Annotated in this window: 21 protein-coding genes; 5 read left to right on the top strand and 16 right to left on the bottom strand. The window is 57.0% G+C overall.

Features of this window, described 5'->3' with window-relative positions; genetic code table 11:
• Positions 1 to 8: 8 nt before the first annotated feature.
• The 8 genes from QRN31_RS21135 to QRN31_RS21100 all read right to left on the bottom strand — a co-directional run bounded on the left by QRN31_RS21135 (position 9) and on the right by QRN31_RS21100 (position 9,342).
• A complete protein-coding gene (locus tag QRN31_RS21135; RefSeq protein WP_285434311.1) occupies positions 9 to 944 on the bottom strand; it encodes a Ppx/GppA family phosphatase in 936 nt (311 codons plus the stop codon).
• A gap of 181 nt (positions 945 to 1,125) precedes the next feature.
• Positions 1,126 to 2,544, bottom strand: a complete 1,419-nt coding sequence (locus QRN31_RS21130; protein WP_285434309.1) for an aldehyde dehydrogenase family protein — start codon at positions 2,542 to 2,544, stop codon at positions 1,126 to 1,128.
• 13 nt (positions 2,545 to 2,557) lie between these two features.
• Positions 2,558 to 3,598, bottom strand: coding sequence for a homoserine dehydrogenase (locus QRN31_RS21125; protein ID WP_285434307.1), 1,041 nt, complete (start codon positions 3,596 to 3,598; stop codon positions 2,558 to 2,560).
• A 114-nt stretch (positions 3,599 to 3,712) separates the two neighbouring features.
• Positions 3,713 to 4,150, bottom strand: coding sequence for an Lrp/AsnC family transcriptional regulator (locus QRN31_RS21120; protein ID WP_090183197.1), 438 nt, complete (start codon positions 4,148 to 4,150; stop codon positions 3,713 to 3,715).
• Entirely contained in the window at positions 4,147 to 5,535 is a 1,389-nt protein-coding gene (gene thrC, locus QRN31_RS21115; protein WP_285434305.1) for a threonine synthase, read from the bottom strand. The genes QRN31_RS21120 and thrC overlap by 4 nt, the downstream gene beginning before the upstream one ends.
• Before the next feature lie 18 nt (positions 5,536 to 5,553).
• Positions 5,554 to 6,444 carry a LysR substrate-binding domain-containing protein gene (locus QRN31_RS21110; RefSeq protein ID WP_285434304.1) on the bottom strand — a complete coding sequence of 297 codons (891 nt, stop codon included), beginning with the start codon at positions 6,442 to 6,444 and terminating at the stop codon, positions 5,554 to 5,556.
• 50 nt (positions 6,445 to 6,494) lie between these two features.
• A complete protein-coding gene (locus tag QRN31_RS21105) occupies positions 6,495 to 7,934 on the bottom strand; it encodes an amino acid permease (protein ID WP_285434302.1) in 1,440 nt (479 codons plus the stop codon).
• Between the two features lie 139 nt (positions 7,935 to 8,073).
• Positions 8,074 to 9,342 carry a cystathionine gamma-synthase family protein gene (locus QRN31_RS21100; protein WP_285434301.1) on the bottom strand — a complete coding sequence of 423 codons (1,269 nt, stop codon included), beginning with the start codon at positions 9,340 to 9,342 and terminating at the stop codon, positions 8,074 to 8,076.
• A 223-nt stretch (positions 9,343 to 9,565) separates the two neighbouring features.
• Between QRN31_RS21100 and QRN31_RS21095 the strand changes: the two genes are divergently transcribed.
• Positions 9,566 to 11,425, top strand: a complete 1,860-nt coding sequence (locus tag QRN31_RS21095; RefSeq protein WP_285434300.1) for an ABC transporter ATP-binding protein — start codon at positions 9,566 to 9,568, stop codon at positions 11,423 to 11,425.
• A 33-nt stretch (positions 11,426 to 11,458) separates the two neighbouring features.
• Here QRN31_RS21095 and QRN31_RS21090 read toward each other — a convergent pair whose 3' ends face one another.
• Positions 11,459 to 11,788: a DHCW motif cupin fold protein gene (locus QRN31_RS21090; RefSeq protein WP_285434298.1), complete on the bottom strand. Its 330-nt coding sequence runs from the start codon at positions 11,786 to 11,788 to the stop codon at positions 11,459 to 11,461.
• A 398-nt stretch (positions 11,789 to 12,186) separates the two neighbouring features.
• Between QRN31_RS21090 and QRN31_RS21085 the strand changes: the two genes are divergently transcribed.
• Positions 12,187 to 12,621 (top strand): DUF2721 domain-containing protein, encoded by a 435-nt coding sequence (locus QRN31_RS21085; protein WP_285434297.1) that lies wholly within the window; start codon positions 12,187 to 12,189, stop codon positions 12,619 to 12,621.
• Positions 12,622 to 12,851: 230 nt separating this feature from the next.
• Here QRN31_RS21085 and QRN31_RS21080 read toward each other — a convergent pair whose 3' ends face one another.
• Complete coding sequence (locus QRN31_RS21080) at positions 12,852 to 15,941, bottom strand: efflux RND transporter permease subunit (RefSeq protein ID WP_285434296.1); 3,090 nt, start codon at positions 15,939 to 15,941, stop codon at positions 12,852 to 12,854.
• Positions 15,938 to 17,047 (bottom strand): efflux RND transporter periplasmic adaptor subunit, encoded by a 1,110-nt coding sequence (locus QRN31_RS21075; RefSeq protein ID WP_285434295.1) that lies wholly within the window; start codon positions 17,045 to 17,047, stop codon positions 15,938 to 15,940. The genes QRN31_RS21080 and QRN31_RS21075 overlap by 4 nt, the downstream gene beginning before the upstream one ends.
• Positions 17,048 to 17,266: 219 nt before the next feature.
• Between QRN31_RS21075 and QRN31_RS21070 the strand changes: the two genes are divergently transcribed.
• Positions 17,267 to 18,727, top strand: coding sequence for an efflux transporter outer membrane subunit (locus tag QRN31_RS21070; RefSeq protein ID WP_285434293.1), 1,461 nt, complete (start codon positions 17,267 to 17,269; stop codon positions 18,725 to 18,727).
• Between the two features lie 108 nt (positions 18,728 to 18,835).
• On the opposite strand, the gene QRN31_RS21065 is transcribed toward QRN31_RS21070, so the two are convergent.
• The 4 genes from QRN31_RS21065 to QRN31_RS21050 all read right to left on the bottom strand — a co-directional run bounded on the left by QRN31_RS21065 (position 18,836) and on the right by QRN31_RS21050 (position 22,311).
• Positions 18,836 to 20,107, bottom strand: a complete 1,272-nt coding sequence (locus QRN31_RS21065) for an OmpP1/FadL family transporter (protein WP_285434291.1) — start codon at positions 20,105 to 20,107, stop codon at positions 18,836 to 18,838.
• 203 nt (positions 20,108 to 20,310) lie between these two features.
• Positions 20,311 to 20,937, bottom strand: a complete 627-nt coding sequence (locus tag QRN31_RS21060) for a TetR/AcrR family transcriptional regulator (RefSeq protein WP_285434290.1) — start codon at positions 20,935 to 20,937, stop codon at positions 20,311 to 20,313.
• Between the two features lie 116 nt (positions 20,938 to 21,053).
• The gene (locus QRN31_RS21055; RefSeq protein ID WP_285434288.1) at positions 21,054 to 21,467 is read right to left on the bottom strand and encodes a cupin domain-containing protein; all 414 of its coding nucleotides are present in this window, start codon (positions 21,465 to 21,467) and stop codon (positions 21,054 to 21,056) included.
• 82 nt (positions 21,468 to 21,549) lie between these two features.
• Positions 21,550 to 22,311 carry an SDR family oxidoreductase gene (locus QRN31_RS21050; protein ID WP_285434287.1) on the bottom strand — a complete coding sequence of 254 codons (762 nt, stop codon included), beginning with the start codon at positions 22,309 to 22,311 and terminating at the stop codon, positions 21,550 to 21,552.
• A 259-nt stretch (positions 22,312 to 22,570) separates the two neighbouring features.
• Here QRN31_RS21050 and QRN31_RS21045 point away from each other — a divergent pair, with 259 nt between their 5' ends.
• Positions 22,571 to 24,166 (top strand): winged helix-turn-helix domain-containing tetratricopeptide repeat protein, encoded by a 1,596-nt coding sequence (locus QRN31_RS21045; protein WP_285434285.1) that lies wholly within the window; start codon positions 22,571 to 22,573, stop codon positions 24,164 to 24,166.
• Positions 24,167 to 24,209: 43 nt separating this feature from the next.
• Here QRN31_RS21045 and QRN31_RS21040 read toward each other — a convergent pair whose 3' ends face one another.
• Positions 24,210 to 25,385 carry a XylR family transcriptional regulator gene (locus tag QRN31_RS21040; protein WP_285434283.1) on the bottom strand — a complete coding sequence of 392 codons (1,176 nt, stop codon included), beginning with the start codon at positions 25,383 to 25,385 and terminating at the stop codon, positions 24,210 to 24,212.
• A 176-nt stretch (positions 25,386 to 25,561) separates the two neighbouring features.
• Here QRN31_RS21040 and xylA point away from each other — a divergent pair, with 176 nt between their 5' ends.
• Positions 25,562 to 26,878, top strand: coding sequence for a xylose isomerase (xylA, locus tag QRN31_RS21035; RefSeq protein ID WP_285434282.1), 1,317 nt, complete (start codon positions 25,562 to 25,564; stop codon positions 26,876 to 26,878).
• The last annotated feature ends 122 nt before the right edge of the window (positions 26,879 to 27,000 follow it).

Here is a 27,000-nt window from a genome sequence, read left to right as displayed (position 1 = left end):
GATTCGGATCAGTGTTTACTCATCAGACCATGCAGAACGCCGAACCTCAGCCCCGGTTCGGAGGGCGTCATATGCGAGACACCAAACACCTTGAATGCCGCCAGCATAAGCACCAAGCCTCCAGGCAAGATGCTCTGACGATGAGTTTGCAAGCCCGCCAGGCCGAGCTGTTTGACATGCCCCACTTCAAGCAGGCGCAACGACAGGCGCAACAAGCCGCTGTAGGTGATGCCGACTTCGTCATAGTCGTTCAACCCGTTGGCCTTGAGGACTTTGGCCAGCATCCGCGCGGTGCCTGAAGAGCCAATCACCTGCTGCCAACCCAGCGCGCGATAACGCCGCGCTACTTTTTCAAACTGAACAGTGGCTGCACGCTCTGCCTCCAGCAGCGCCTGAGCCGAGATACAGCCCCCCTGAAAGTAGCGAGCGCCAAATGTGCCGCTGCCGATGGCAATACTTTCAGTCATCAGGGGGTGAGCGCCCTGCCCCAAAATCAATTCAGTGGAACCGCCACCGATATCCACGACCAGTCGCCTGTTTTCGGTGCCGGGAACCGTATGAGCAACACCGGCGTACACCAGCCTTGCCTCTTCATGCCCGGAGATCACGTCAATCCGAAACCCCAGGTGGCGCTCGGCGCTGGCCAAGAACAGTTGGGCATTGTCGGCTTCGCGCACGGCACTGGTCGCCACCGCCCGCACTCGACCGGCCTCGAAGCCGCGTAACTTTTTGCCAAATCGAGCGAGCGCTTGCCATCCCCGATCCAGGGCCAATTCGTCCAGCGCTCCACCTTCAAACCCCTCCGCCAAACGGACAGGTTCACGCAAGGTTTTCACTTCCTGGATCACGAACCCCTGACGCCGTCGGACAGACTGGCCGATCATCATGCGAAACGCATTGGAACCAAGATCAATGGCTGCAAATAGAGAAGCGTCTCCTTTCATGGGGGATTCCTTGCAAGCTAAGCGCGCTAGGCGGTTTGCGAGGATCTTGCCATGGGGTCGATGACGCTAAGATGACACCCGCGACCCTTTACGGACGAGCAGTGTCGAGAAAAAACATCGGGTGTCACGGGACGAGCGATTTCACCCGATGTAAAGGTCGACGGTAATGAGTTATGAAGGCTCACCCCATTTCGTTGATGCAGACCACTTTGGGTTGCGTCATGTCCTCATAGGCGAACCGAACACCTTCTCGCCCCAGACTCCCGTACTTGAAGCCACCGAAAGGCATGGCATCAAAACGATAATCGGAAGAGTCATTGATCATCACCCCACCGGCTTCAATTTGCCGCGCCAATTTCAAGGCCTTGGAAAGATCACGTGTGAACAGTCCCGCATGCAGGCTGTACTCCGTCTCGTTGGCCAATGCGACGGCATCTTCCAGATGATCAAAAGGTTCCAGGATAACCACCGGCGCGAAGACTTCCTGCTGCCAAATCCGACTGTCATGGCTTACACGCTCCAGCACGGTCGGCGAATAGCTTCCCGCTTGGCGATGGTGTCCGCATAGGAGAAGAGCCCCCTCGGCCAGCGCTTCATTCACCAATTGTTCGGTGCGACGAGCCGCTTGCTCCGTAATCATCGGGCCAACATCCGTTGCTCGCTGATCAGGATCGCCAGTTACCAATGCACGCGCTTGGCTGACAAAACGCTCACGGAAATTCTCGTAGATTGAACTGTGTATGAGAATACGCTGCGTGCCGATGCAGTTCTGTCCTGCTGCCCAGAAGGCACCCGATACACAAGACTCTACGGTCGGTTCAAGGTCACAGTCTTCGAGCACTAGAACCGGCGCATTCCCCCCTAGATCCATGGCCAGCTTCTTCAAGCCTGCACTTCGAGCAATGGACTCTCCAGTGGCGAAACCACCCGTGAAGGAAATCATCCGGACTTCTCGCAGCTCAACCAATGCCTTACCCAGATCGACACCCCCGGTGGCCGGAGTTACCACACACGAAGGCAGGCCCGCTTCCACCAGGCACTCAACCAGCTTAAGTGCAGACAACGGTGCGAGCTCTGAAGGTTTCAGGATCACAGCATTGCCACCGGCGATGGCCGGGCCCAGTTTATGGGCAACCAAGTTCAGCGGATCGTTGTATGGGGTGATCGCGACAATAAGCCCCAATGGTTCGCGAGTGAACCAGCCTTGCCGCGATTCGGAGCCTTCATATGCCTCAAATGGAATCACTTCCCCAGCGTTACGACGAGCCTCTTCGGCCGATAGCTTCAGCGTGTTCACACAACGCTTCACTTCCTTCTCTGCTTGTCGCAGCGTTTTTCCCGCCTCTGCAACAATGAGTTTGGCAAACTCTTCAGCCTTGAGCTCTACACGCCGGGCAGTTTCCTCAAGGATACGTGCACGAAGGTGACGAGGCATTGCCGCACTCTCACGCACGCCAATTCGCGCACGCTCCAGCAAGCCAGGAACAGCGGTTGCATCAAGGCAAGGTACGCTTCCCACCAGGCGACCATCGAATGGACTGAACACATCAATCTGTTTGGCATCAACAAGCTGGATACTGGCCATGCTGGATACGCTCATGACTACTCTCCTATTACTTGCCGTGGGTGGTATGGATGGCGACGATGTCTGACAGCAACGCAAAGGCAGTCTCGATACGTCCTGCTCCAGGGCCGGATACAGTGACGGCACCCAGCAGTCCGGTATTGAACGACACCGCATTCGTGGCACCGGAAATTCCTGCAAGAGGATGCGAATTCGGCAGCAGTCGTGCCTCCACACTCGCTCGAACCGAGCCATCAACTTCGCGATTTGCAGATCCGATCAGCTTCCAACTTGCACCGTCGGCACTTGCTTGAGCGATGTCTTCTGGACTGATGCGACTGATACCTGAACAAGCCACATCGCTGACGCTCAATCGTGCATTGAGCAGTTCGTTGGCGAGGATCACCACCTTGAGACGGACGTCAAACCCCTCCACATCGGCAGTTGGGTCAGCCTCGGCATAGCCGAGCTGTTGAGCCTGAGCGACTGCGTCGTTGAAATCCAGGCCGTCCTTCATGCGGGTCAGCACGTAATTGGAAGTCCCGTTCAGGATGCCTTCAAAGCCTTGAACCCCTACACCTGCCAGAGCCTGTCTTGCCAGACGAATCACAGGTGTACCGCTCATAACCGAACCCTCGTACTCGAAGGCAACACCGTTACGACGGGCCAAATCCTTTAGCTCAGCGCCGTGCAGTGCAATCGGCCCCTTATTGGTGGTTACAACATGGATGCCGCTTTCCAGCGCCCAGCGGCAAAACGTCGTAGCGGGCTCACCATCGACTGGGTTGGTGAAGGTGGCTTCAGCAATCATGTCAGCACCTGAATGCTTGATCACGGTTTCATTGAAGGCCTCGGCATTGCCGCCTGGCAGTTGAGCGAAAGCACCTTTTTCAACGGGCAGGTCAACCAACTGCTTTGCATCCAGACCGTCTTTAGCAACGATGGAGCCGAGGAAGAGATCGGTGACACCGACAATTTTGATAGTGAAGCCCAGGGACTCTTTCCACTCGGCATTACGATCGGCGACCAATTGGGCAAAGCCACGGTTCACGCCACCAAACCCTACCAAGGCAATTTTGTACTCAGTCATAACAGCTGTTCCTTTTATTGATGTTGTTCGACAGGAACATCCTAAGAGCCGAGCTTTGGCAGTTGAATATGGCAGTCTGCTGTATTAGTTGGGCATTTTGCCCAAGCACGATTTTTAAAACACGGCTGAAAGGACGAACGATGTCAGGGTGTTTTCCACCCCCGGCATGGCCGCGATTTCCTTCCACACGAGATGGACACGTTCAGGTGTAGCTGCATTCACGCGCAGCATTAAATCGAACTCACCACTGAGTACTTCACACTGCACGACTTCGGGAATGGAGCGCAGTGCAGCCAGTACTTCTTCGCCACGCATGCGGTCGTAGCGGTAGACAAAGATCACCGCGCTGATAAGCGACGTAGGCCGCCGCGACTCACCAAGAATTACCGTATAGCCGGTGATCGCACCGTCGCGCTCAAGACGCTCGATGCGCTGGCGCACAGCATTACGCGACAAGTTGATCTTGGCACCCAGTTCGATATGGGCTATTCGCGCATTAGCGGTAAGTTCGGCCAGTATGCGTTCGTCCAACGGATCCAGAATGCGCTTCATGAAAGCCTCTGCTGCGCCACACGAAGAGCCTGGCACAGCCCCTCAAGATCGTCCTTGGCCAAGTAAGGTGGTTGCGCGCGCACCTCGACAGTGCTCGGAACGCTTGCTTGCCAGACGCCCAGCTCTGCCAACAGCGCCGCCGATTTGGCCGGCGCAATTTGCCCGAAGGTGACCATTGGCGCCCCCAGGCTGCGTCGATGAAGCCGGCCAGCCCGGACACCGACAGCGGTGTGAGGATCGATGACCGAGCCTGTCTCCCGGAATAACTCGACCACCTCATCGCGCACTTGGGATTCGTCTACCGCATAGGAATCGAAGAGTACTCGGGCATGCAGCCATTGCTGATTGCCGATGCTCATTTCTCCGCAACTTTCAAAATGCTCCATCAGAGCTTTTGTTGAGCAGCCATCGTGCTCGTAAATCTCCCAAATAAACCGCTCCAGGTTGGAAAACAACGAGAAGTCCATCGCCGGCGATACTGTTCGATTAGTCATTCGGGTGGAGTAGCGATTGCAATGAAAAAACTGGTGCAGGGCATCATTGCTGTTGGTGGAGATGATCACCTGATTGATGGGCAATCCCATTTTCTGCGCAATGTAGCCGGCGTAGATCTCGGCCGAGCTGGCAGCTGGAATGCTAAAGCCAACGGGGCGCGAGCCACCTCCCAGTTGTAACGCCGCGTGGAAGTAAAAAACTATCTGAGCCAGGACGCCAATCCAGTTGGTCGAGTTGAAACAGATCGGAATCACTCCGTCCAACGGCCACTCACGCAAGAGTCGGGAGACCAGCGTCTGGCAATCATCGAAATTACCGTCAACCGGAAACAGCTGAACCCGCTGAGAGTCGGCTGCCTGTAAGGCACTGAGTTGCTCAGGCGCAAGCCCGTCGCGCGGATAAAGTATCGCCATGCGGACGGCCTGTCCGTTAGCAAAGGCTTCAAGCGCAGCGAGGCCGGTATCACCATTAGTTGCACCGACCACCAACGCTTCTTTACCAACCTCCCCCAGAAAATGCTCGACCAGGCGCGACTGCAACTGCGCGGCGAAATCCTTGGAAGAATGAGTCGGCCCATGAAACAGCTGGAGTATCCACTCGTTATGCCCGATCTGCTCAAGCGGCGTAATAGCGCGATGCTTGAATTGTTGATAACTGTCGCTGAGCAAGGCACGGAGGGTGCTTTCGTCCATGGACGAGCCAACAAAGGGCGAGATTACCCGCCATACCAGCTCATCAAACGGCAGCCATGACCAACTGGTGATTTGTTGCTCAGTGAATACCGGCAAACTGGTTGGGACATACAGGCCACCATCTTCGGCGAGCCCCGACAGAACCACACTGCGAAAATCCGCGCGCACGTCACCGCCGCGTGTGCTTACGTAATGCATGATGACTCCAGATCAGAATTACAAAAGGCGGTGAGCTTGCCCCACCAACCAAGTAGAAAAAGTCGCTGCGTCAGTCGAGAGTTCCTCGGCCTGCTCACGCACTAGATAAAAAGACTCGCTGGCTTCGATTCGGTGACTGAATGGAGCAATCAGGTGCCCACTCTTGAGTAAATTTTCCACTACTGAAGATCGTGCCAAGGCAACGCCCTGACCGAGTTCTGCCATGCGGATTGTGGAAATCAGAGTGTCGAACTGAAGACCACGGGAATAATCGACTTCGTCTGCTCCCACCCGCTTCAACCAGTAACCCCAACCTTCCTCGTACCCCAACACGTGAAGCAGAGAATGGTTCATCAAATCGCGAGGCTCACGTATCGGTGAGCTGGCCATGAGCTCTGGCGAGCAAACGGGTTGGAGGATGTCCCACGTTAATCGCTGAGAGTGCAATCCCGACCACTCCCCGCACCCCCAACGAATCTCCAGGTCATCCTCTCCGTCCGGCTCCTTCACCCAAAGGTTGCTGATATATCGGATGTCGATTTGGGGATACTCTCGACAAAAATCGGCGAGCCGAGGGGCCAACCAATAGTGAAGGAAGGAAAGGCTGCCACGCACTTTCACATGCCTTCGATTACGCTGACCAAAGATCTCGTTTGTCCCCACCGCCAGACGACTGATTGCGTCCTGTACAACTGGCAAGTACGACTGCCCTTCCTCAGTCAAGCCAAGCCCTCGGGGTAGGCGCTTGAATAGCGCCACTCCGAGGTGGCCTTCCAACTGACGAATCTGCTGACTGACTGCACCTTGAGTCAGGTGCAGTTCCTCTGCTGCATGGGTGAAGTTCAAATACCGCGCCGACACTTCGAATGCCCTCAGCCAATTCAAGGGCGGTAGTGATTTTTGACTCATCGGCGCAACCTCATCGAGACTTATCTGTGCTCAATCATCGCCTGAGCTAATCATGCAGCACCAGCGGAATGATGTGCAGCCGCCGCTAATGCCAACCGCTCTTCCCGCTTCTTGCGAGTGATCCAATAAACGAAGTAACACCAAGCGATAAATGGAAGACCGAAGTAAAGCGCCACTCGCTGCTCAGGATCAAAAGCAATGCCGACACAGGCGAGCGAGCAACACAACAGAGCACCAATTGGAACCCACGGGTAACCACGCACCCGGAAATGCAGATCTTCAACTCGCCCGCCATTGGCGACGTATTGGCGTCGGAAGGCGATTTGGCTCGCGGCGATGCTCATCCACACGACCACCACGGCAAGACCAGAAATCGACACCAGGGCCAAATAAACCGTATCAGGGGCAAGCACACTGCTCAGCAGAGAAGCCGCGGCACCCGCCATACTTAAAATGATCGCGTTAACCGGTGTGCCCCGGCGCGAGAGCCTGGCGTAGCACTTAGGCATATGGCCTTGATCACTCAGCGTCCAAAGCATGCGCGAAGCCGCATACAACCCAGAGTTAGCCGCAGAAATCAGTGCGGTAAGAATGACAAAGTTCATGATGTCAGCCGAGTACGGGATACCAATCAGCTCGAACACCATCACGAATGGACTTTCGATGACGCCGGCCTGCTCGCGGGGCAGCAAGGTCGCCAGGACAAAAATCGTACCCACGAAGAACAGCGCCAAACGTACTACCGTCGTGCGGATCGCCTTGGGAACGCTTGTCTGAGGATCCTGCGCTTCACCTGCCGCAATCCCGATAAGTTCAGTCCCGGAAAATGCGAAGGAGACAGCTAGAAGTGTCATCGCAATGGGTAATAAACCTGTAGGGAATAGCCCTTCGCGAGTAAAGTTGGAGAGTCCAGCGCCCTGCAAATGCTGTACTTGGAAGAGACCGCAAATAGCCCCACCGCCAATTACGATAAACGTAATAACCGTCAGAACTTTAATGAGCGAAAGCCAGAACTCAGTCTCCGCAAAAAGACGAACAGATACGACGTTACTTAAAAAGACCGCAATGGCGAAAAACGCGCTCCAAATCCAGACCGGTGTATCAGGAAACCACCGAACCATCAGGATGCCCGCAGCCGTAAATTCAGATCCAATAGCCACTGCCCAAGTGAGCCAGTACAGCCAGGCCACCGTATAGCCCGTACCTGGGCCCAAGTATCGAGTTGCGTAGGTACTGAACGACCCGGTTTCTGGCATCTGTACCGCCAACTCACCGAGACAGACCATTACCAGATACACCATCACCGCACCGATGATGTAGGCGATAACCGCACCGAGCGGCCCTGCTTGATTAACGGTGTAGCCGGAAGTAAGGAATAATCCCGTACCAATTACACCGCCCAACGCTAACATAACAATGTGGCGGGTTTGCATTTCTTTCTTGAAGTTTAACGCTGGATCGGACTGATCATTTTTTGTTTGGATGGTCATCGCTATGTTCTCATGAAATGTACGGACAAAATTTCTCGTAACCGACTACTCGGCAGCACAATTAAATTGTCGCTAGTTGTTATTGTTTTCACTATTCATGAAGGACTGTCCGATAAAAAACCGGAAGTCTTACCCGAGTTCAGGTTCCCACCTCGGTGAAACGCTCGGTATTTTCAGCGTGGAGGCTTGAATGATTTTGTTTACTGCGAACTAACTCAAATGCTTGTTTAAGATCAGCCAACAAGTCGGCTGTATCTTCAATACCTACAGAGACCCTGACCAAGCCCTCGGAAATCCCAAGTGCCTCGCGTTCCTCCAAGGTGTTTTCCACGTGGCTGGTTGTCCGTGCCGGCCCGTAGATGGTTTCAACCGCTCCTAAGTTACCCGCCCGATGGGCGTACTTAAGCTGCGGTAGCAAACGAGTCACTGTGTCCATTCCCCCCACCAGCACGAAGCTGACGATTGCGCCAAATCCGCGCATCTGCGAACGGGCAATGGCGTGACCTCGATGTTGAGGCAGTCCCGGATAGTTCACTGACTCAACCAGCGGCTCGGTGCAGAGATACTCAGCCAATGCTTGCGCGCTCACCTGTTGCTGGCGCAGACGCAAAGCCAAAGTCTTGATGCCCCGGATGATGAGATAAGCGGAGAACGGATCCAGCGAGGCCCCATTAATTTCGCGGTAATGGCGAACTTGAGACATAAGATGCTCATTGCCACAGACCACACCGCCAAGCACATCACCATGACCCGACAGGAACTTGGTAGCACTGTGCACTACCACATCTACCCCGAGAGCAAGGGGATTCTGATTCAAGGGCGTTGCGAACGTGTTGTCTGCTATGACCAACGCCCCAACGCGCTTCGCCGCCGCCACCAGGCGTCGTATATCCAGAACTTTCAGAGTGGGGTTCGTCGGGGTTTCCAGGTAAAGGACATTGCAGCCGTTGGCGATCTCATGCTCGATAGATTCAGTGTCGAGCGTATCGCAAAGCGCAACTTCGACTCCCATGCGTGGGAGAAACTCTTCAAAGATCTTGTTTGTACCACCGTAGCTGTCGCGGGTAGAAACCACACGCTGACCACAGGACAGGAAGGTATGCAGCACGCCACTGATTGCAGCCATCCCGGTACTGAAAGCGACAGCCGACTCCGCGCTTTCAAGCTCGCAAAGTTTGTCTTCCAAGACAGAGACCGTCGGGTTGCTCATGCGGCTGTAAATGAAGCCAGGTTCTTTACCCAATGCCACGTCATACCATTCATCGATGTCATGGTAACCGTAGGCGGCACTGACTACGATGGGAGTTTGGGTAGCGTTGTAGGGATGCTGAACTTGCTCCCCTCCCCAAACCACTCGCGTACCCAAACCAGCAGTCTGGCTCTGGTGAGGTTTTATCTTGTCGTCCATAAATTTATCTCGCATCGATGAAACACACAGGTGTTCCGATTGGGCTTGCGATGACTATATGCAAGGCTTGTGCGTGTGAAAAATCATGTTATCTGGGGCTAAGGGGCGCTTTTTTTAATGGATGATCTACAACCCTAAACGGCGTCATACCCTTGAACTGCCAACCCTTAAAGCACTCATTAAGTGGCAGAATCTCCTCACATTGATTTTTTCGGAGGCCACAATGCTTCGCGTGTTTGAACAAAGGCTCGACCCATTTCCTCCCGACGAAGCACCGCCACCGCCTGTGGGCCTGATGCGGTTTCTGTGGGCCTGCACGCGAGGAGCACGCGGCTATATTCTTGCGCTTGCTCTGCTGAGTGCCAGCGTGTCGATTTATGAAGCCTGGTTGTTTTCCTTTCTTGGGCAGGTCGTGGATCTGCTCTCGACCTGGCAAGCCGGTAGCGATGCGAACGGGCAAGAAAGCCGAGTGCTGTGGGGTATCGCCATCGTGTTGCTCACCAGCATTGGGCTGGTGGCGCTTCGTACCATGGTGCAGCACCAGGTATTGGCGATTAATCTGCCGCTGCGGCTGCGTTGGGATTTCCACCGTCTGATGCTGCGGCAAAGCCTTTCGTTCTTCTCCGATGAATTCTCCGGCCGGGTCACGACCAAGGTGATGCAGACGGCATTGGCCGTGCGCGAAGTGCTGTTCACCCTCATCGAAATCGCACCTGGCATCGGCGTTTATTTCATTGCGATCATCGCACTGGCCGGCGGCTTCGCCCTGAAACTCATGCTGCCTTTTATTGCCTGGGTCGCGTTGTTCGGGCTGGCCATGCTGTACTTCGTGCCACGCCTGGGGCACGTCGGCCAGGAACAGGCCAATGCGCGATCTTCAATGACGGGGCGCATTTCCGACGCCTATACCAACATCACCACCGTAAAACTGTTCTCGCACTCCAAGCGTGAAGCGCACTTCGCGCGCGCGGCGATGGAGGATTTCAAGGACACCGGTTTTCGCCAGATGCGCCTGGTCAGCCAGTTTGAGATCGTCAATCAGGCACTGGTAGTCGGGCTGATCATGGGAGCAGGTGGCTATGCGCTGTGGCTGTGGCACCTGGGCGAAGTCGGCACGGGGGCCGTGGCGGCGATTACGGCCATGGCGCTGCGCATCAATGGCATGTCGCACTGGATCATGTGGCAAATGACCTCACTGTTCGAAAACATCGGCACCGTACAGGATGGCATGGCCACCCTGACCCGTGGCCCCAAGGTGCAGGATGCGCCGAACGCCGGCGTGCTGGTGCCCTCTGGCGGCGCGGTGACGTTTGACAATGTGAGCTTCAGCTACAACGGTGAACGCCACGTGCTCGATGGATTGAGCCTGAACATCCGTCCAGGCGAAAAGATTGGCCTGGTGGGCCGTTCCGGTGCAGGTAAATCGACTCTGATTAATCTGCTGCTGCGTTTCTATGACATCGACAGCGGTGAGATTCGCATCGATGGGCAAAACATCGCCAAGGTGACACAAGACAGTCTGCGCAGCGCTATCGGCATGGTCACGCAGGATACATCCCTGTTGCACCGCTCCATTCGCGACAACATCGCCTACGGCCGACCAGACGCAACCGACGCGCAGATCCGCAGCGCCGCAGCCAATGCGCAAGCCGACGGCTTCATCAGCCAACTGAGCGACCGGCAAGGCCATAACGGCTATGACACCCTCGTGGGCGAGCGCGGCATCAAGCTCTCCGGTGGCCAGCGCCAACGCATCGCCATTGCCCGAGTGATGCTCAAGAACGCCCCGATCCTGTTGCTTGACGAGGCCACTAGCGCCCTCGACTCTGAAGTCGAAGTCGCCATCCAGGAAAACCTCTATGAAATGATGGAGGGCAAAACCGTCATCGCCATCGCCCATCGGCTGTCGACGATTGCGGCCATGGATCGGCTCATTGTCATGGATGAAGGACGCATCATCGAACAAGGCACCCACGCTGAATTGCTCGCAAGAAACGGCACCTACGCACGGCTCTGGCAGCATCAAAGTGGTGGCTTTCTCGGTGAGGATGAGGGACTGGCTGAGGCGATGGATCAGGCATGAGCGTGGGCGCGGCAGGCAGGACCGCCCCCACGACTAATCCACAATGAACAACTTCGCCCCGTGGGTGGTGAATGACCGATGTCCCTCAGCATCATTACCCACCTGATAGCTCATGCCAGGCGTCAGTGTGAACTGACGACCATCCTCCAGCTCTGTATGCAACTCACCCTCCAGGCACAACAGGATGTGCCCTCTCCAACACCAGTGATCGGCCAGATAGCCAGGGCTGTACTCGACCATCCGCACACGCGCTGAACCAAACTGACAGGTACGCCAATAGGCTGTGCCTGTCTGACCGGCATGCGCCACGGGCTCTATCGTTGACCAATCGGTGGTGCCGAACGGGATTGCAGTGAGATCCATTGTTGCCTCATCGACTTGCGATAAATGCAGACCGTATCAATCTGGCGAGGGTGTCGACAGACACAGAGGTGATGCATTTATGGGATACAGGCGCTGCAACCACCCGGGAGTTTCATATCACCTGACTGTCGATCATGTTTATTTTCCTCTGTGTCACAGAATAAAACGCTTACTCACTGTGGAAAGTCTACTGAGCTGCTCTACGCTCTACGACAGGGCACCCCGACCAAGTTGCAGACTTGGCTCGATGTTGGTGTCTTGTTGTCAGCAAAAACTCAGCCCGCAAGACTGTACTGCCCCCTAACTGATAACAGGGTGCGCCATGCCTTTTGACCGCGAACTATGTCAAATGGAGGAATTGCAAATCCTCGGCCTAATACTGTTAGGGGGTCCCTAAATTGAACGAATTCATTCCTGACGCTGTGCGGTTGTCGCAGATCTTTTCACAAGCAACAGCCCCGACGTTTTTCCTCGGTGCAATAGCGGCGTTCGTATCGTTAATGACTTCAAGGTTATCCGCTGTCATCGAACGTACACGAGTACTCAATGCGATCCCCGAAGACGACCAGATGCGTGCGCACCTCAGGGCTGATCTGGAGAGATTGAGGCGGCGAGCTAACTTATTGAACGCTGGTATCCTTTCTTCTTTGCGCGGCGGACTTTGCGCCACCCTGCTGCTCGCTATCATCTTTTTGACTGAGTTCATGGGCTTCAAGTACGCCTATGGTGCCGGCCTCCTTTTTATAGTCGCTACATTCTTCCTCGGTGTGGGTCTGTTTCGCTTCGCCCAAGAAGCTAAAATCAGCATCAGTGCGGCGGATGAACAACTTTGACCGATTCAAACTCTTGATGTCCCGAGCTCCCGAGGCACTCCCCCCGTCGGATGCCAGCCTGCCTGCTCCAGAGCTTCGTGCGCGGCCACAAGTGCAACCTCGATGAAGCGATCCATCATTTTTCAATCGGCGTCGCCAAAAGAAGCAAGCTGTGGCGTACGGTTAATGCTTTGTGATCAGGCGAACAGCGAGAGGACCGGGGGGCCCTCTCATCCCGTCGATTCGATGGCTTACATCAGTTCGGCTGTTTCAGTTTGCCTCCGACTGACAGGACTGATCTTGAACCAGATGGAGTACATCGCCGGCAGGAACACCAGCGTGACGATGGTTCCGACAAACGTGCCTCCGATCAGCGTGTAAGCCAGGGTTCCCCAAAAGACGGAGTGTGTCAGGGGGATGAACGCCAGGATGGCCGCCAGCGCTGTCAGCAGTACTGGGCGAGCACGCTGTACTGTGGCTTCGATCACTGCTTGAAACGGATCCAGTCCTTCCTTTGCGTTGTGATGGATTTGTCCAATCAGAATCAGCGTGTTGCGCATCAGAATGCCCGACAAGGCGATTAGCCCTACCAACGCATTGATACCGAACGGCTGCTGGAAGATAAGCAGTGTCGGCACCACACCAATCAGCCCGAGTGGCGAGGTGAGGAACACCATGATCATCGCCGAGACCGAACGTACCTGCAGGATGAGGATCAGCAGCGTGATGGCAATCATGATCGGGAGCAGCGGCAATATCGCCTGACCGGCCTTGCCCGACTCCTCAATAGCCCCCGACTGCTCGATACGATACCCATCAGGCAACTTGTCGATGACCGGCTGCAGCGCCTTCATGATGACGCTCGAGACATCCGGTGGCTGCAATCCTTCGGCAATGTCGCCGCGCACGGTAATGGTCGGAGTGCGGTCGCGACGCCGAAGGATCGGATCCTCCATGCGCACGTCCACCTCTCCTACCTGGGACAGCGGAATCCGCTGGCCCGCCGTGCCCACAAGCGTAAAGCCTTCTATTTTTGCAGGGTCGAGCCGGATATCACCCGCCGCCCGCCCGACCACCTGCACCGAACGAATGTCTTCACGAACGGCCGTAATCGGCACCCCCGTTAGCAGGAACTGCAGCTGCTGCGCGACGGCACTGGACGTCAGCCCCACCGCCTGCAAGCGGTCCTGATCCAGGGTGAAATGCAGCGTCGGTGTCAGCGGTCCCCAGTCAGTGTTGACGGTTCTCATCATGGGGCTCGCCTGCATCACCTCCTGTACCTGGCCGGCGATCTCGCGCAATTTTGATGGGTCAGGCCCCATCACCCGATAGGCGACAGGAAAGGGTGAATACGGACCAAACACCAACTGCGTAACCCTGACTCGTGCTTGCGGGGCAAGTCCTTGAGCAACTGCCTCGCGAATGCGGAACTTGAGGGCCTCACGCGCCTCCTGACTACCCGTCAACACCACAATCTTCGCGAATGATGGATCAGGGAGTTCCGGCGCCATCGCCAGGTAGAAGCGCGGCGCACCTTGTCCGATAAAGGCCGTGACGATTTTTGCTTCATCCTGCTTTTGCAGCCAGGCCTCGATCCTGGCGGTGGTGGCGCTGGTTTGCTCGATGGAGGTGCCATACGGCATTTGCACTTCGACCAACACTTCTGGGCGGTCCGAAGTGGGAAAGAATTGCTTCTTGACCAGGCTCATGCCGAGAATCGCCAGGACAAACGCAGCGATGACAGTTCCGGCAACCAGCCATTTGCGGGCGATGACGCGCGTCAGAATCTGGCGGAAGCGGTTGTAATAACGGGTGTTGTAGATCGCCGCGTGACCACCTTCGACCTGCTTGATCTTCGGCAACATCTTCACACCCAGATAGGGGGTAAAGACCACCGCCACCACCCAGGAGGCAATCAGGGCAATGCCCACGATCCAGAACATGTTGCTGGTGTACTCGCCAGCTGTCGACTGTGCGAAGCCGTTGGGCAAAAAGCCGATAGCGGTCACCAGCGTACCGGAAAGCATCGGTGCAGCCGTATGACTCCAGGCATACGCGGAAGCTTTGATGCGGTCGTAGCCTTCCTCCATTTTCACCACCATCATCTCGATAGCAATGATGGCGTCGTCCACCAGAAGTCCAAGCGCCAGAATCAGCGATCCGAGGGTGATACGGTCAAAGTTCTTTCCAGTGGCCGCCATCACCACAAACACCACGGCCAGCGTTAGCGGCACCGCCGCCGCCACCACAATACCTACATGCCAGCCCATGCTGAGAAAGCAGACAAGCATCACAACCAGCAAGGCGACGAAGAACTTGATCATGAACTCGTCGACGGCCGAACTGATATTCACAGACTGATCGGTGACCTTGGTGAGCGTCATGCCCAAGGGCATGCCTTCATTGATTTTGGTCCTTTCCGCGTCCAATGCCTTACCCAGATCAAGACCGTTCCAGCCCTCACGCATCACGACCCCCAGTAACAGGGCCTCCTCCCCGTCATTACGCACGAGGAAAGTTGCCGGATCTTCATAACCACGCTCGACCGTCGCCACGTCCGAGAGCTTCAGTGTTCGACCTTTAATCGCAAGCGGTGTGTCACGAATCGTCTGCACCTTATCGAAGGCACCGTCGAGACGGAGGAAGACTTGCGGCCCATTGGTTTCAATTGAGCCGGCAGGTGTGAGCACGTTCTGATTGTTCAGCGCGGCAAAAATGTCCTGGGGAGAGACGCCCAGCGTGGCCAATCGATCATGGGAGAAGGAGACAAAGATGCGTTCGGGCTGCTCACCAATGATGTTGACCTTCTTCACGCCCGGCACATGCAACAGGCGCTGGCGCAACGATTCCGCATCACGCACCAACAGTCGCTGCGGCTCGCCTTTGGCTTTCAAGGCGAAGAGCGCAAATGTCACATCCGAAAACTCGTCGTTGACCATCGGCCCAATCACACCCGCCGGTAACTTGATGGCCTCATCGTCGAGCTTTTTACGCGCCTGATAGAACTCCTCCTGCACTTGAGACGGCGGTGTGCGATCAAGCAGCGTCACCATGGTGAAGGCGAGACCAGGGCGGGTGTAGGTTTCCGTGCGGTCGTACCATTTCAGTTCTTGCAGACGTTTCTCAAGTGGCTCTGCTACCTGGTCCTGCATCTCCTGCGCCGTAGCGCCCGGCCACGCGGTAATGACCGTCAGCTGCTTGACCGTAAACGGAGGGTCTTCCGCACGCCCCAGTTGGAAAAATGACAGGATCCCGGCAACACCGATCAGGAAGATCAGGAATACCGTGATCGAGCGCTCGCGAACGGCGATCGCCGAAAGATTGAAGCGCCCCTGGCTCATGGATGGCTCCCGGCAACTTTGACGTCACCCTGTTGAGCCAGTCTCACCTCCTCACCGTCGCGCAGTAAATGTGCACCTAACGCTACGATCTGCTCGCCGACCTTGAGATCACCTGCCACTTGCGCTACGTCATCGCTCAAACTCAAGACCCGGACAGGTCTCCAGATCACCTTCGCCGGGTTGCCAGCAATGACCCACACGCCTGTGCCTTTGCCTGGGTCATAAACGGCAGCGATCGGCACTTGCAACACCTGTCCACTTGCGGTGCCTGCAGCGATCCGAAGAGTGACGGTCGAACCTAACGGCGCATTGGCCAGCGCGCCCTGCAGCACATACCGCGCCTCAAATGTGCGCGTCATACGATCGGCCGAATCGGAAAGCAACCTCAGCTTCGCTGTAACAGCCTGCGTGGTGTTGCCATAAAGCGTGGCCTGCGCAGTGGACCCTGCTGCCGGGCGTAGCGTCTCGGGCAAGTGCACGATGGCTTCGCGCTGCCCGGCCCGCGCCAGTCGAACCACAGGCTGCCCCGGGCTGACGACTTGCCCGGGCTCGGCGAGCGTTTCCACCACAACGCCGTCGGAATCAGAAAACAACACCGCATAACCAGACGCGTTGCGAGCTACGTCGGCCTGCGCTTCGGCAGCGCTGAGCTGCGCTTTTGCGGTATCAGCCGCGGCTTTGACCTGATCGTAAGCCGATGCAGAAATAGCACCTGCAGCGACCAGGTCGCGATATCGAGCCTCGTCATCTGCCGTCTGCTTGGCTCGGGCCCGGGCGGCTATGACCGACTCTTGCTGCGCGCGCGCCTGCAATCCCAGGTCGATAGGGTCGAGGCGCATGAGCGGCTGCCCCTTCTTAACGGTCTGGCCAGTATCCACCAGACGCTCAAGTATCTTGCCTGAGACCCGAAAGCCCAGGTCACCCTGGACGCGGGCAGCCACTATTCCAGTGAAAGAACGTGAAACATCGGACGCCTCCTGAACCGCAGAGGATCTCACCAGAGGGGCGTGCGTGCGTGGATCTTCAACGACGGAGGAGTCGCCACACGCCGTCAGGACGAGAGGCAACAAGCAAGCGGCGATAGGGACAAGTCGAAGCCGGCGCATAGGTTCCCTTACTTAAACAATAGGACATGCGCTACATTCTCAGCAATGTGACCATATCTGTCAATGGTCACAACAAATGAGCGATAGACCTCTCTCTATCCATGCCGAGATACAGTATTAACTGTGCTAATTGTGAAAACATGAACAGATGGCATTGATTGACAGACCGTGACCATACCGTAATATGGTCACCTATCATCCCCGATTGAAGGAACCTCAATGCCTCCCCTTCGTCCCGTTGTTCTTTTGTTGAGCGCCAGCTTGATGGCAGGCTGCGCGGTCGGTCCGGACTATCAACGTCCGGCCGCCCCTCTTTCGGATCGTTACCTGGGGCAGTCTGCTGTCGAGCAGAGGCCTGTAACGGCGCAGGCCAGCCCTGCGACCTGGTGGGAAGGTTTTGGTGATCCCGTGCTCAACGATTTCGTCTCCAAGGCGCTTGAACAGAACCTGGATCTGGCGCAGGCATCGGCGCGAGTCACACAGGCACGGGCAGGACTGGGTGCCGCAAATGCCGCCTTGCTACCCTCGGGGAACATCAGTGGCCAGGTTGCGCGCTCCTACCAATCAATCGAAACCCCACTCGGCCAGGTGTTGAACTCAACGCCTGGCTATGATCGGTACGGTAACTCCTACGAGGTCAACCTCGGTGCTGGCTGGGAGGTTGATGTCTTTGGCGGCCTGCGACGCGAACGCGAAGCCGCACTCGCCGAGTACCAGGCCTCCGAGGCGGGCGCCGCTGCCACACGACTGGCTATCGCCGCACAGACCGCCGATATCTACATCACCCTCCGCGGATTGCAAGCCCGGCTGGACATTGCAAACCGACAAGTCGAAACGCAGCAGGGACTTCTGGAAAAAGTCCGCTTGCTCTACGGCAAGGGCCTCGCTGCCAACTATCAGGTTCAGCAGACTGAGGGAGCACTATCGCAGGTCCAGGCGACCGTGCCAGTCCTGCAGACCGGCCTGGATGCGGCCATGAATGCACTGGATATCATGCTAGGAACACCGCCAGGCACTCATCGCACGCAACTGGCAAATGCCGGAAGCATTCCGCTTGCGCCGCAGATAAAAGCTACGGGAACGCCGGCCGATCTGCTGCGCCGCAGGCCCGACCTCATCGTGGCTGAGCGGCGCCTTGCAGCCTCCAATGCACGCATCGGGGTGGCGATTGCCGAGTACTACCCGAAATTCTCCCTTAGCGCATTGCTGGGTAGCGCCACGGCTGTATCCGGCGGCAACCTTTTCACTGGCGGCGCCAATCAGTCGGCGGGCGTACTGGGACTGCGCTGGAGGCTTTTCGACTTTGGCCGCATTAACGCTCAAATCGATCAAGCCAAGGGACAAGAAGCCGAAGCCCTGGCCGCTTACCGCCAGTCGGTATTGCGCGCCACTGAGGATGTTGAGAATGCCTTCTCCGCACTGGTGAATCGCGACGCTCAGGCGACCACCCTGACGGCAGGCGAGGCGTCTCTGAAACAGGCTCGCCAATCGTCGTTCATAGCCTACGAAAAAGGCACGGCCAGTCTGATTGATGTTCTGCACGCCGACGAAACGATGCTGCAGGCTTCCGATTCCCGAACGCAGGCGCGAACGGAATCGGCACGGGCGGCGGTCGCGGCATTCAAGGCACTCGGTGGCGGATGGCAACCTCCGGAAGCCCAGCCTGTTGCGACGCGATGAAGCTTTCCGAGTTACCGCTGTCAACGCTTCAACCTGAACCATGTCCTTGAAAGTCGGGAGGCAATACACACTCCCGACCCCCGACATTTTCGGTGTAACAACGCTCAACTAGAAACGGTAGCTCACTGAAGTACCAAGCCCGCTGGCACTGTTCTTGAATTTAGCACTGTACGCACCTCTGGTTGCCGAGGTGTCGTTGACCTGCACGCTTTCCTCCCAAAGATAAGAGTAAGCGAGGTCGATCGTGACATTTTCCACTGGGGTCCAGCCGGCGCCGAAGCTGATGACCTTTCGGTCGCCTGTAGGAATTCGGGGCCCCCGGTTGGTATTGTTGGTGGGCGACTGATCAACTGAAAACCCGGCACGAAGCACCCATTGTTTATTCAGTTGATACGCCGTACCGATCGCGTGTGCCCACGTGTCATGCCAGTTCTGCTCTTCGGTAATGGTCCCCAATTGGCCGCTCAGTAACGGCGGCAAGCCACTGTTCTCAATCGTCAGCTCTTTGAAGCGGCTCCAACGCGTCCAGGTACTGCCAACATAGAGCGTCCAGTCGTTATTGAGCTGATGGGTCACGGAAAAGTCCACTGACTCAGGGGCGTCCACGTCCAGCGATGCGTCGTAGCTACGACCGCTGACGCCAAGCACGCTAAAGATGCCATCGGTGACCTTGGTTTCGGCATCCAAGTGGTAACTGACCTTGGAGTGATAGGTCAGCCCCAAGCGGGTCTGGTCTGTCGCTTGCACCAGGACACCCGCATTGAAACCAAGTGCCGTATCGTCGCCCGTGCTTTTGAGCTTCCCGTCATTGCGACCAGGGCTTAGCGGGTTGGGCACCATCCCCGATATCTCACCGCCGATACGGTTGATGGTTGGACCGAAGCCGATCGACACTTTTTCATTGAACGCGTAACTGACTGTGGGCTGAAAGGTCAGTGTCGTGACCTTGCTCTTGTTGGCGTAATAGCGTCCGGCAAAATCACTGCCATAGTCGGTGATCAGGCCAAAAGGCACATAAAACCCGATACCGAATGCCCAATGGTCATCGACAGGCTTGACGTAATATCCCATCGGCACGGTGGTTGTGGGCACCATGTCACCGTCTTCCTTTCCCCCAAACGTACTGCGAGTCTGGCTAATGTCGGACTTCGCGAACAGCGTCGCCGCCCCCACGCTGACCTGCTCTCTTTTAAGTCGCGCCATGCCAGCCGGATTGCCGAAAACGGTGCTGGCATCTTCCGCAGAGGAGGAGCGACCGGCAAAACCGGATCCCATCCCGCTGATGCTTTGTTCGTTGAGTGCGAAACCACCGGCAATCACATTGGAGGACGCAATAACGACAGCCAGGCCAATGGGGCTCTTGAGCATTATTTTTTTCATTGTTTGGACTCTATGGACGTCACTGAAAATAGAACATCGAAAACTACGGAGGCCCATACTATCCAAGTGACCATATCAGTCAATGGTCACAAACAGCAAAAATTCAATGCCCTCTCCGGCGCTGGTGCACCGGAGACAAAAAACTGATGAGGGGGGATGTCACCTTGACTCAAATGACCAGGCTGTTTTGGATCAGCGAGGAGTCAAGGCATGAGGCTACGCAAGATGAGGTTGGAGGTCAGCATGGGAGCTTCCTCAATCAAATCCAGATTGTGTTGCAGTAGCAATGGGTTGACGAAAGGTCGCAGCGCCAGATGGATCGCTTCGACGGTCTCGTCCAGCGGGGTTTTGCGCTCGAACTCTCCGACCTCTCGTCCTTCACGCACAATGTCAACGATAAAGCGCTTGATCTGTGCTTCATAAGCCTGGGCACTGGGCCAGTGCTCCCCAGCGGCAAAAGCTGCGATGTCGTAGAGCTTGCGATCATTGAAGAACAGGTCCACCCCCGTAGCAATCACGGTTTTTACCAGTCTGCGGAAACGCTCGGTCGGTGAAATAGTTTCTGCGTTAACAGCCTGTTCAACGGCTGCAACGATTTGCCCCAAACAGTTTGAGCAGATGGCTTCGCCAATCGCCTGCTTGGAATCAAAAAACTTATAGATGTACGCTTTGGAAAAACCGATGGCCTTGGCCAGGTCGGAAACCGTGGTTTTACCATAGCCATACTGACTGAAGTGCTCGTTGGCAGCCGCGACAATCTGGTCTCGAATGTCGTGCTCGGCAGGGCCACGAGTGCTCGGCGAGGATAAGGATATTGAAGGCTGATTCATGAGAGCAGCTTACCCACCCTATCGAAAACTGACAACTCGTGACTCTGCATGAATATAGTCACAACTCAGCCGCATTTAAGTTCTTCAGGTCACTTCATTGAGCGCGTAGATCGCGCTCACTTTTTGATAGGTGTGACGAGCGTCTTTTCGCCGGTGTCGAGGACGAACACGGCCAACAGACGTGCAGGCTCGGTGTCGCTGGCGTTGGCGCTGACTTCGTGCACGGAGCCCGGCTCCTCCACGAAGTTTTCGCCGACGTGGTAGATCTTTTCCGGCTGGCCTTTGACTTTGATGCGAAACTCGCCCTCCAGGACCGTTGCGTAGATGAAGGCCGTTTTCGGATGGGTGTGGGACGGCGACGCGGCGCCCGGCCCATATTCGACGACCACACCCTTCATGCTCTTGCCAGGGATGTTGGGAATGGGACGGTCAAACACGACGGTCACTTTGCCGGGAGGCGGCTCGGCGGCCGACGCGGCGCTGATCGACAGTGTTGCGAAAGCAGCGGCCAAGAGAAGTCGGGTAACCATGGTAATACTCCTTCGTGGGTGGGTGTTTTGACGGCGCGCCCCATGACCGGGGCGGCGTCTTCCTGAGTTGTTCCTGCAAGCCTCAGCGGCCCGCTTCGGCCATTGACTGGCTGAGCCAGTTTTCGAAACGGATCGCGCCCAGGCGTGGGTTCTTGCCGGGTGTCAGCGATTGATCGTCAAGCACGGCGCCGTAGTAACGCGCGTGTACATCCGGTACGACCTGGCGGGTATCCTGAGTGGCCCGCAGAAAGCGCCTGACCAGTTCGTCGAGCGGCATGGCCTCCGGCCCCGCGACTTCGACCGTGCCATTGATCGGCGCTGCCAGCACGATGTCGGCGAGCGCCGCCACCACATCGTCGGACGCCAACGGCTGGATCAGCGCTGGCGAAACGCACAGCTCGTCGCCGACGGTGAACGATTGGGCAATGCCGCCGACAAATTCGAAGAACTGCGTGGCACGCAAGATGGAGTAAGGAATGCCGGATGCCTTGATCAGGTTTTCCTGCGCGACCTTGGCCCGGAAATAGCCGTTCTCGGGAAGCCGTTCGCTCCCGACAATCGACAGGGCAACGTGATGGCGAACCCCGGCAGCCGCTTCGGCGGCCAGCAGGTTGCGGCTCGACGTTTCGAAAAACTCGAGGACGGCCTGATCCTCCCACGACGGCGCGTTCGCTACGTCGACGACGATGTCAGCACCATCCATCGCCTGGGCCAAGCCCTCGCGGGTGATGCTGTTTACGCCTGTGCTGGGGCTGGCCGCGAGCACGTCATGGCCGCGCTCGCGGAGGTTCTTCACAAGTTTCGATCCAATGAGGCCGGAGCCTCCGATAACGACGATCTTCATGGGCTTTCTCCACGTGTCGACTGCAACCATTGCGTCGGTGTAGAGCAAGATTGCCTGCGCGCATGAACGAAGTCCTTGGACCTGCTGTGGTTTTCCCTCCACGAATGCTTGGTTTTACGTCCAAAGAGGCCACGGAACGGCGTCGTCACTGCTGTGGACGGTGCGGCGTGATCAGCGCTGCCGTATCATCAATTTCAAATACTAATCGCCAGCCGCCCGGGACACGGAGTTGAGGGCGCGTCGTCAGGGGAAACTCACTTTGCCATTCGCGTTTGAAGACTACGTGCTCGATCAAAAGCGCCGGGAACTCACCTTGCGCGGGCAAGTCGTGGCCGTCGGGCCGCAGGTGTTCGATCTATTGCTGTTGTTCGTCAACAACCCCGATCGCGTCATCAGCAAAGACGAGCTGCTCAAGGCCGTGTGGAACGGCCGGATCGTCTCGGAATCGACAATCACCAGCCACATTAATGCGGTGCGCAAGGCCATCGGCGATACCGGCGAGGAACAGCGCCTGGTGCGCACCGTCGCCCGCAAGGGCTACCGCTTCGTCGGCCAGATCAAGGTCGACGAGAACGGCGAAACGCAACAGCCTGACCGGCCTGACATCGACGAACGCGCGTCCACGACCCCGAATGAGATGCCCTCCTCGCTCGTCCTCCCGGACAAACCTTCGATTACCGTCTTGCCCTTCCAGAATTTGAGCGGCGATCCGGAACAGGAATATTTCGCTGACGGCATCGTGGAAGACATCATCGCGGCCCTGTCGCGTATCCGCTGGCTGTTCGTCATCGCGCGCAATTCGAGCTTCACCTACAAGGGCCGCACGGTGGACCCCAAGGGCATCAGCCAGGAGCTGGGCGTTCGCTACGTGCTCGAAGGCAGCGTGCGCAAGTGCGGGAACAAGGTACGCATCACCGGGCAGTTGATCGACGCAACGAGCGGGACGCATATCTGGGCGGAGCGTTTCGAAGGCGCGCTCAACGATATCTTCGAGCTGCAAGATCAAATCACCCAAAGCGTCGTCGGCGCCATTGCGCCGCAACTCGAACGGGCAGAAATCGAACGCGCCAAACGCAAACCGACGGACAGCCTGGACGCCTACGACTACTATCTGCGCGCGATGGCAAAACTGCACAACGGCACCCGGGAAGCCCTCGACCAGGCGCTGCCGTTGTTCTACAAGTCCATTGAGCTCGATCCGGAATTTGCATCGGCCTATGGCATGGCTGCCTGGTGCTATTTTTGGCGCAAGCTCAACGGTTGGATGGCTGATAGAACGCTAGAGATCGCCGAGGGCGTGCGGCTTGCGCGTCTGGCGGTGTCGCTTGGCCGGGATGATGCGGTCGCGTTGACGCGAGGCGGACATGCATTGAGTCATCTCGCCGGCGAGGTTGACGGCGGCATTGCCTTGCTCGACAGGGCGCGCCTGCTCAATCCCAACCTCGCCCCTGCCTGGTTCCTGGGCGGCATCCTGCGCGCACTGCGCGGGGAAACGGACGCCGCCATCGAGCATCTGACCCATGCCGTTCGCTTGAGTCCGCTGGATCCGGAAATGTTCAGGATGCAGGTCGGCATGGCGTTCGCGCATTTCTTCGCCGGGCGTTTCGATTCCACGACGCAATGGGCAGAAAAAGCGTTGGGCAACCTGCCCAGTTTCCTGGCCCCGGTGGCCTTGCTGGCGGCCAGTCATGCCCTCAGCGGGCGAATGGATAAAGCGAGTTTGGCGATGCAGCGTCTGCGTGAGCTGGATCCCTCGATGTGCCTCTCCAACCTGAAAGACTGGCTGCCCATCCAAAGGCCCGAGGATTTCATGCGCTTCGCCGATGGGCTGCGGTTGGCCGGGTTGCCTGAGTGAACGTGGGACGGCGCGCCGCTGGGTGCAATCGTAATCCGCGTGGCTATCGAACGCCCTGCTGGTATTCACGGGGCGTACATCCAAACTCGCGACGGAACACCGTGTGTAGATACTGTGCGGATTTGAAGCCGCAAACCCGGGCAATGTCCGCGATCGCTGTGTCGGTATTTTCCAGCCCGCTGGTGGCGGCCGCCAGTTTGAAACGCAAAATCTCGTCGTGCACGCTGCAGCCTCGCACAGTGCGAAAGTGCGACTCCAGCGATGAGCGCGACACCCCGACATAAGCCGCCACCTGCGCTGTCTTGATGCCCTGGCAGGCATATTGGCGGATAAACAGCAGCGCTTGCATGACGTAGGGATTGCCCAACGGCTGGTGCAAACTCGACACCTGCACGTTGATCGCATCAGGGGGGATCAGAATGTGCGTGCCCGTGGACGGCATGCCGTGCAGCATCTGGTGAAGCAGTTGCGCGGCGGTGCGGCCCATGGTTTCGGTGCCCTGGATGACCGAGCTTAAGGGGACTCGGGTCAGGCTGCGTGTCAGGGGGTCGTTGTCGATGCCTATCAACGCCACCTGCTCCGGCACGGCAATTCCGGCGGTCAGGCAGGCTTGCAACAACTGCCGGGCGCGGGCGTCACTGACGGCGATGATGCCAATGGGTTTGGGCAGTTTTTGCAGCCAGGCAATCAGTTGTTCGACCGCACTGTCCCAGAGCGGTGCGCTGGTGCCCATGCCGCGATAGACCTCGGCATGCAAGCCGTCACGTTGCATCAGTCGTCGAAAGGATTTTTCACGTTCCTGAGCCCAACGATTAGCCTGCGCTTCGGGCAGGCTAAAGCAGGCAAAACGTTGCAGCCCCGCCTCGATCAAGTGCTCGTAAGCCAGCGTGATCAGCGCGTTATTATCGGTCGCGACATACGGAATCCCTTTCGGATACGCCTCCTCATCCTGATAAGACCCCCCCACCGCCACCACGGGCAACTTGATGTCGGCCAACGCCTCGCCAATCAGTGGGTCGTCGAAATCGGCAATGATCCCATCGCCTTGCCAGCGCTCGATCCCTTTTAACCGACAGAGAAAATCCTCTTCCAGGAACAGGTCCCAGGACGCGCGGGTGCTGCTCAGGTAGTTGCCGATGCCGCTGATGATGCCGCGGTCATAGATCTTGCTGCCGTTGAACAACAGTGCGATGCGATGAACAGGCGGTACGGTTTTCATTGTTTTCAGGCTTGTTCCGAAGCCCCTTGTCACGGAGGCGATTGACGCAGACTAGGCGCGCGGACGACAAATCTCAATACGCAAAATCGCACCCTGTGTTGGTGATTTTCATAATCAGCAGGCACGGAGCCGTTGTTAGTATCCAGACACCGCCAAAAACAAAAAGGACATTGCCAATGCTGTACTTCCCCGATGTCGACCACATTCGCTATGAAGGTCCTGCCAGCGATTCCCCCCTCGCCTTCCGCCACTACGACGCCGACAAAATCATCCTCGGCAAACCCATGCGCGAACACCTGCGCATGGCCGCCTGTTATTGGCACACCTTCGTCTGGCCGGGTTCCGATGTGTTTGGTGCAGGGACGTTCAAGCGCCCGTGGCATCGCGCTGGCGACCCCATGGAGCTGGCCATCGGCAAGGCGGCAGCCGCGTTCGAGTTCTTCTCCAAATTGGGTATCGACTATTACTGCTTCCACGACACCGATGTCGCCCCTGAAGGCCATTCGCTGAAGGAGTACCGCAACCACTTCGCGCAAATGATTGATCACCTGGAGCGACATCAGGAAGAAAGCGGGATCAAGCTGCTGTGGGGCACCGCCAACTGCTTCAGTAATCCACGCTTTGCCGCAGGCGCCGCGAGCAATCCAGACCCCGAAGTGTTCGCCTACGCCGCCGCACAAGTGTTCAGCGCCATGAACGCGACCCAACGCCTGAAAGGGTCCAACTACGTGTTGTGGGGCGGTCGCGAAGGCTACGAAACCCTGCTCAACACCGACTTGAAACAAGAGCGCGAACAACTGGGCCGCTTCATGCGCATGGTGGTCGAGCACAAGCACAAGATCAGTTTCAAAGGCGACCTGCTGATCGAGCCCAAACCGCAGGAGCCGACCAAGCACCAATACGATTACGACAGCGCCACCGTGTTCGGCTTTCTCCAACAGTTTGGTCTGGAGAAGGAAATCAAAGTCAATATCGAGGCCAACCACGCGACCCTGGCCGGTCATAGCTTTCATCACGAGATCGCAACGGCCGTCTCGCTGGGGATTTTCGGCAGCATCGACGCCAATCGCGGTGATCCGCAAAACGGCTGGGACACCGATCAGTTCCCCAACAGCGTCGAAGAAATGACCCTGGCCACCTACGAAATTCTCAAGGCCGGCGGGTTCAAGAATGGCGGATTCAACTTCGACTCCAAGGTTCGCCGTCAGAGCCTCAATGAGATGGATCTGTTCCATGGCCACGTTGGCGCAATGGACGTCCTCGCCCTGTCCCTGGAGCGGGCAGCCGCCATGGTACAGAACGATCAGCTTCAGCAGTTCAAGGATCAACGCTACGCCGGCTGGCAGCAGCCGTTTGGGCAGGCAGTGCTGACGGGTGAGTTCAACCTCCAGTCATTGGCCGAACACGCATTCGCCAACGAACTCAATCCTCAGGCTGTCAGCGGCAGGCAGGAGATGCTCGAAAACGTCGTCAACCGGTTTATCTATCGCTGATCGCCAACGAAGTCCGCAGGCGCAATCACGCTGTGACATTTGCACGACAAATCTGTGTCCGCAGCGTCTGCCGATTCTCTAGAGTTCTACCAGCCCGATACTCATCGTCAGGCAGTGTCTTT

Origin of the sequence: Pseudomonas sp. fls2-241-R2A-110, assembly GCF_030209165.1 — a bacterium.
In the GTDB taxonomy this organism is placed as follows: Bacteria; Pseudomonadota; Gammaproteobacteria; order Pseudomonadales; family Pseudomonadaceae; genus Aquipseudomonas.
This window is presented reverse-complemented; position numbering and strand designations above follow the sequence as displayed.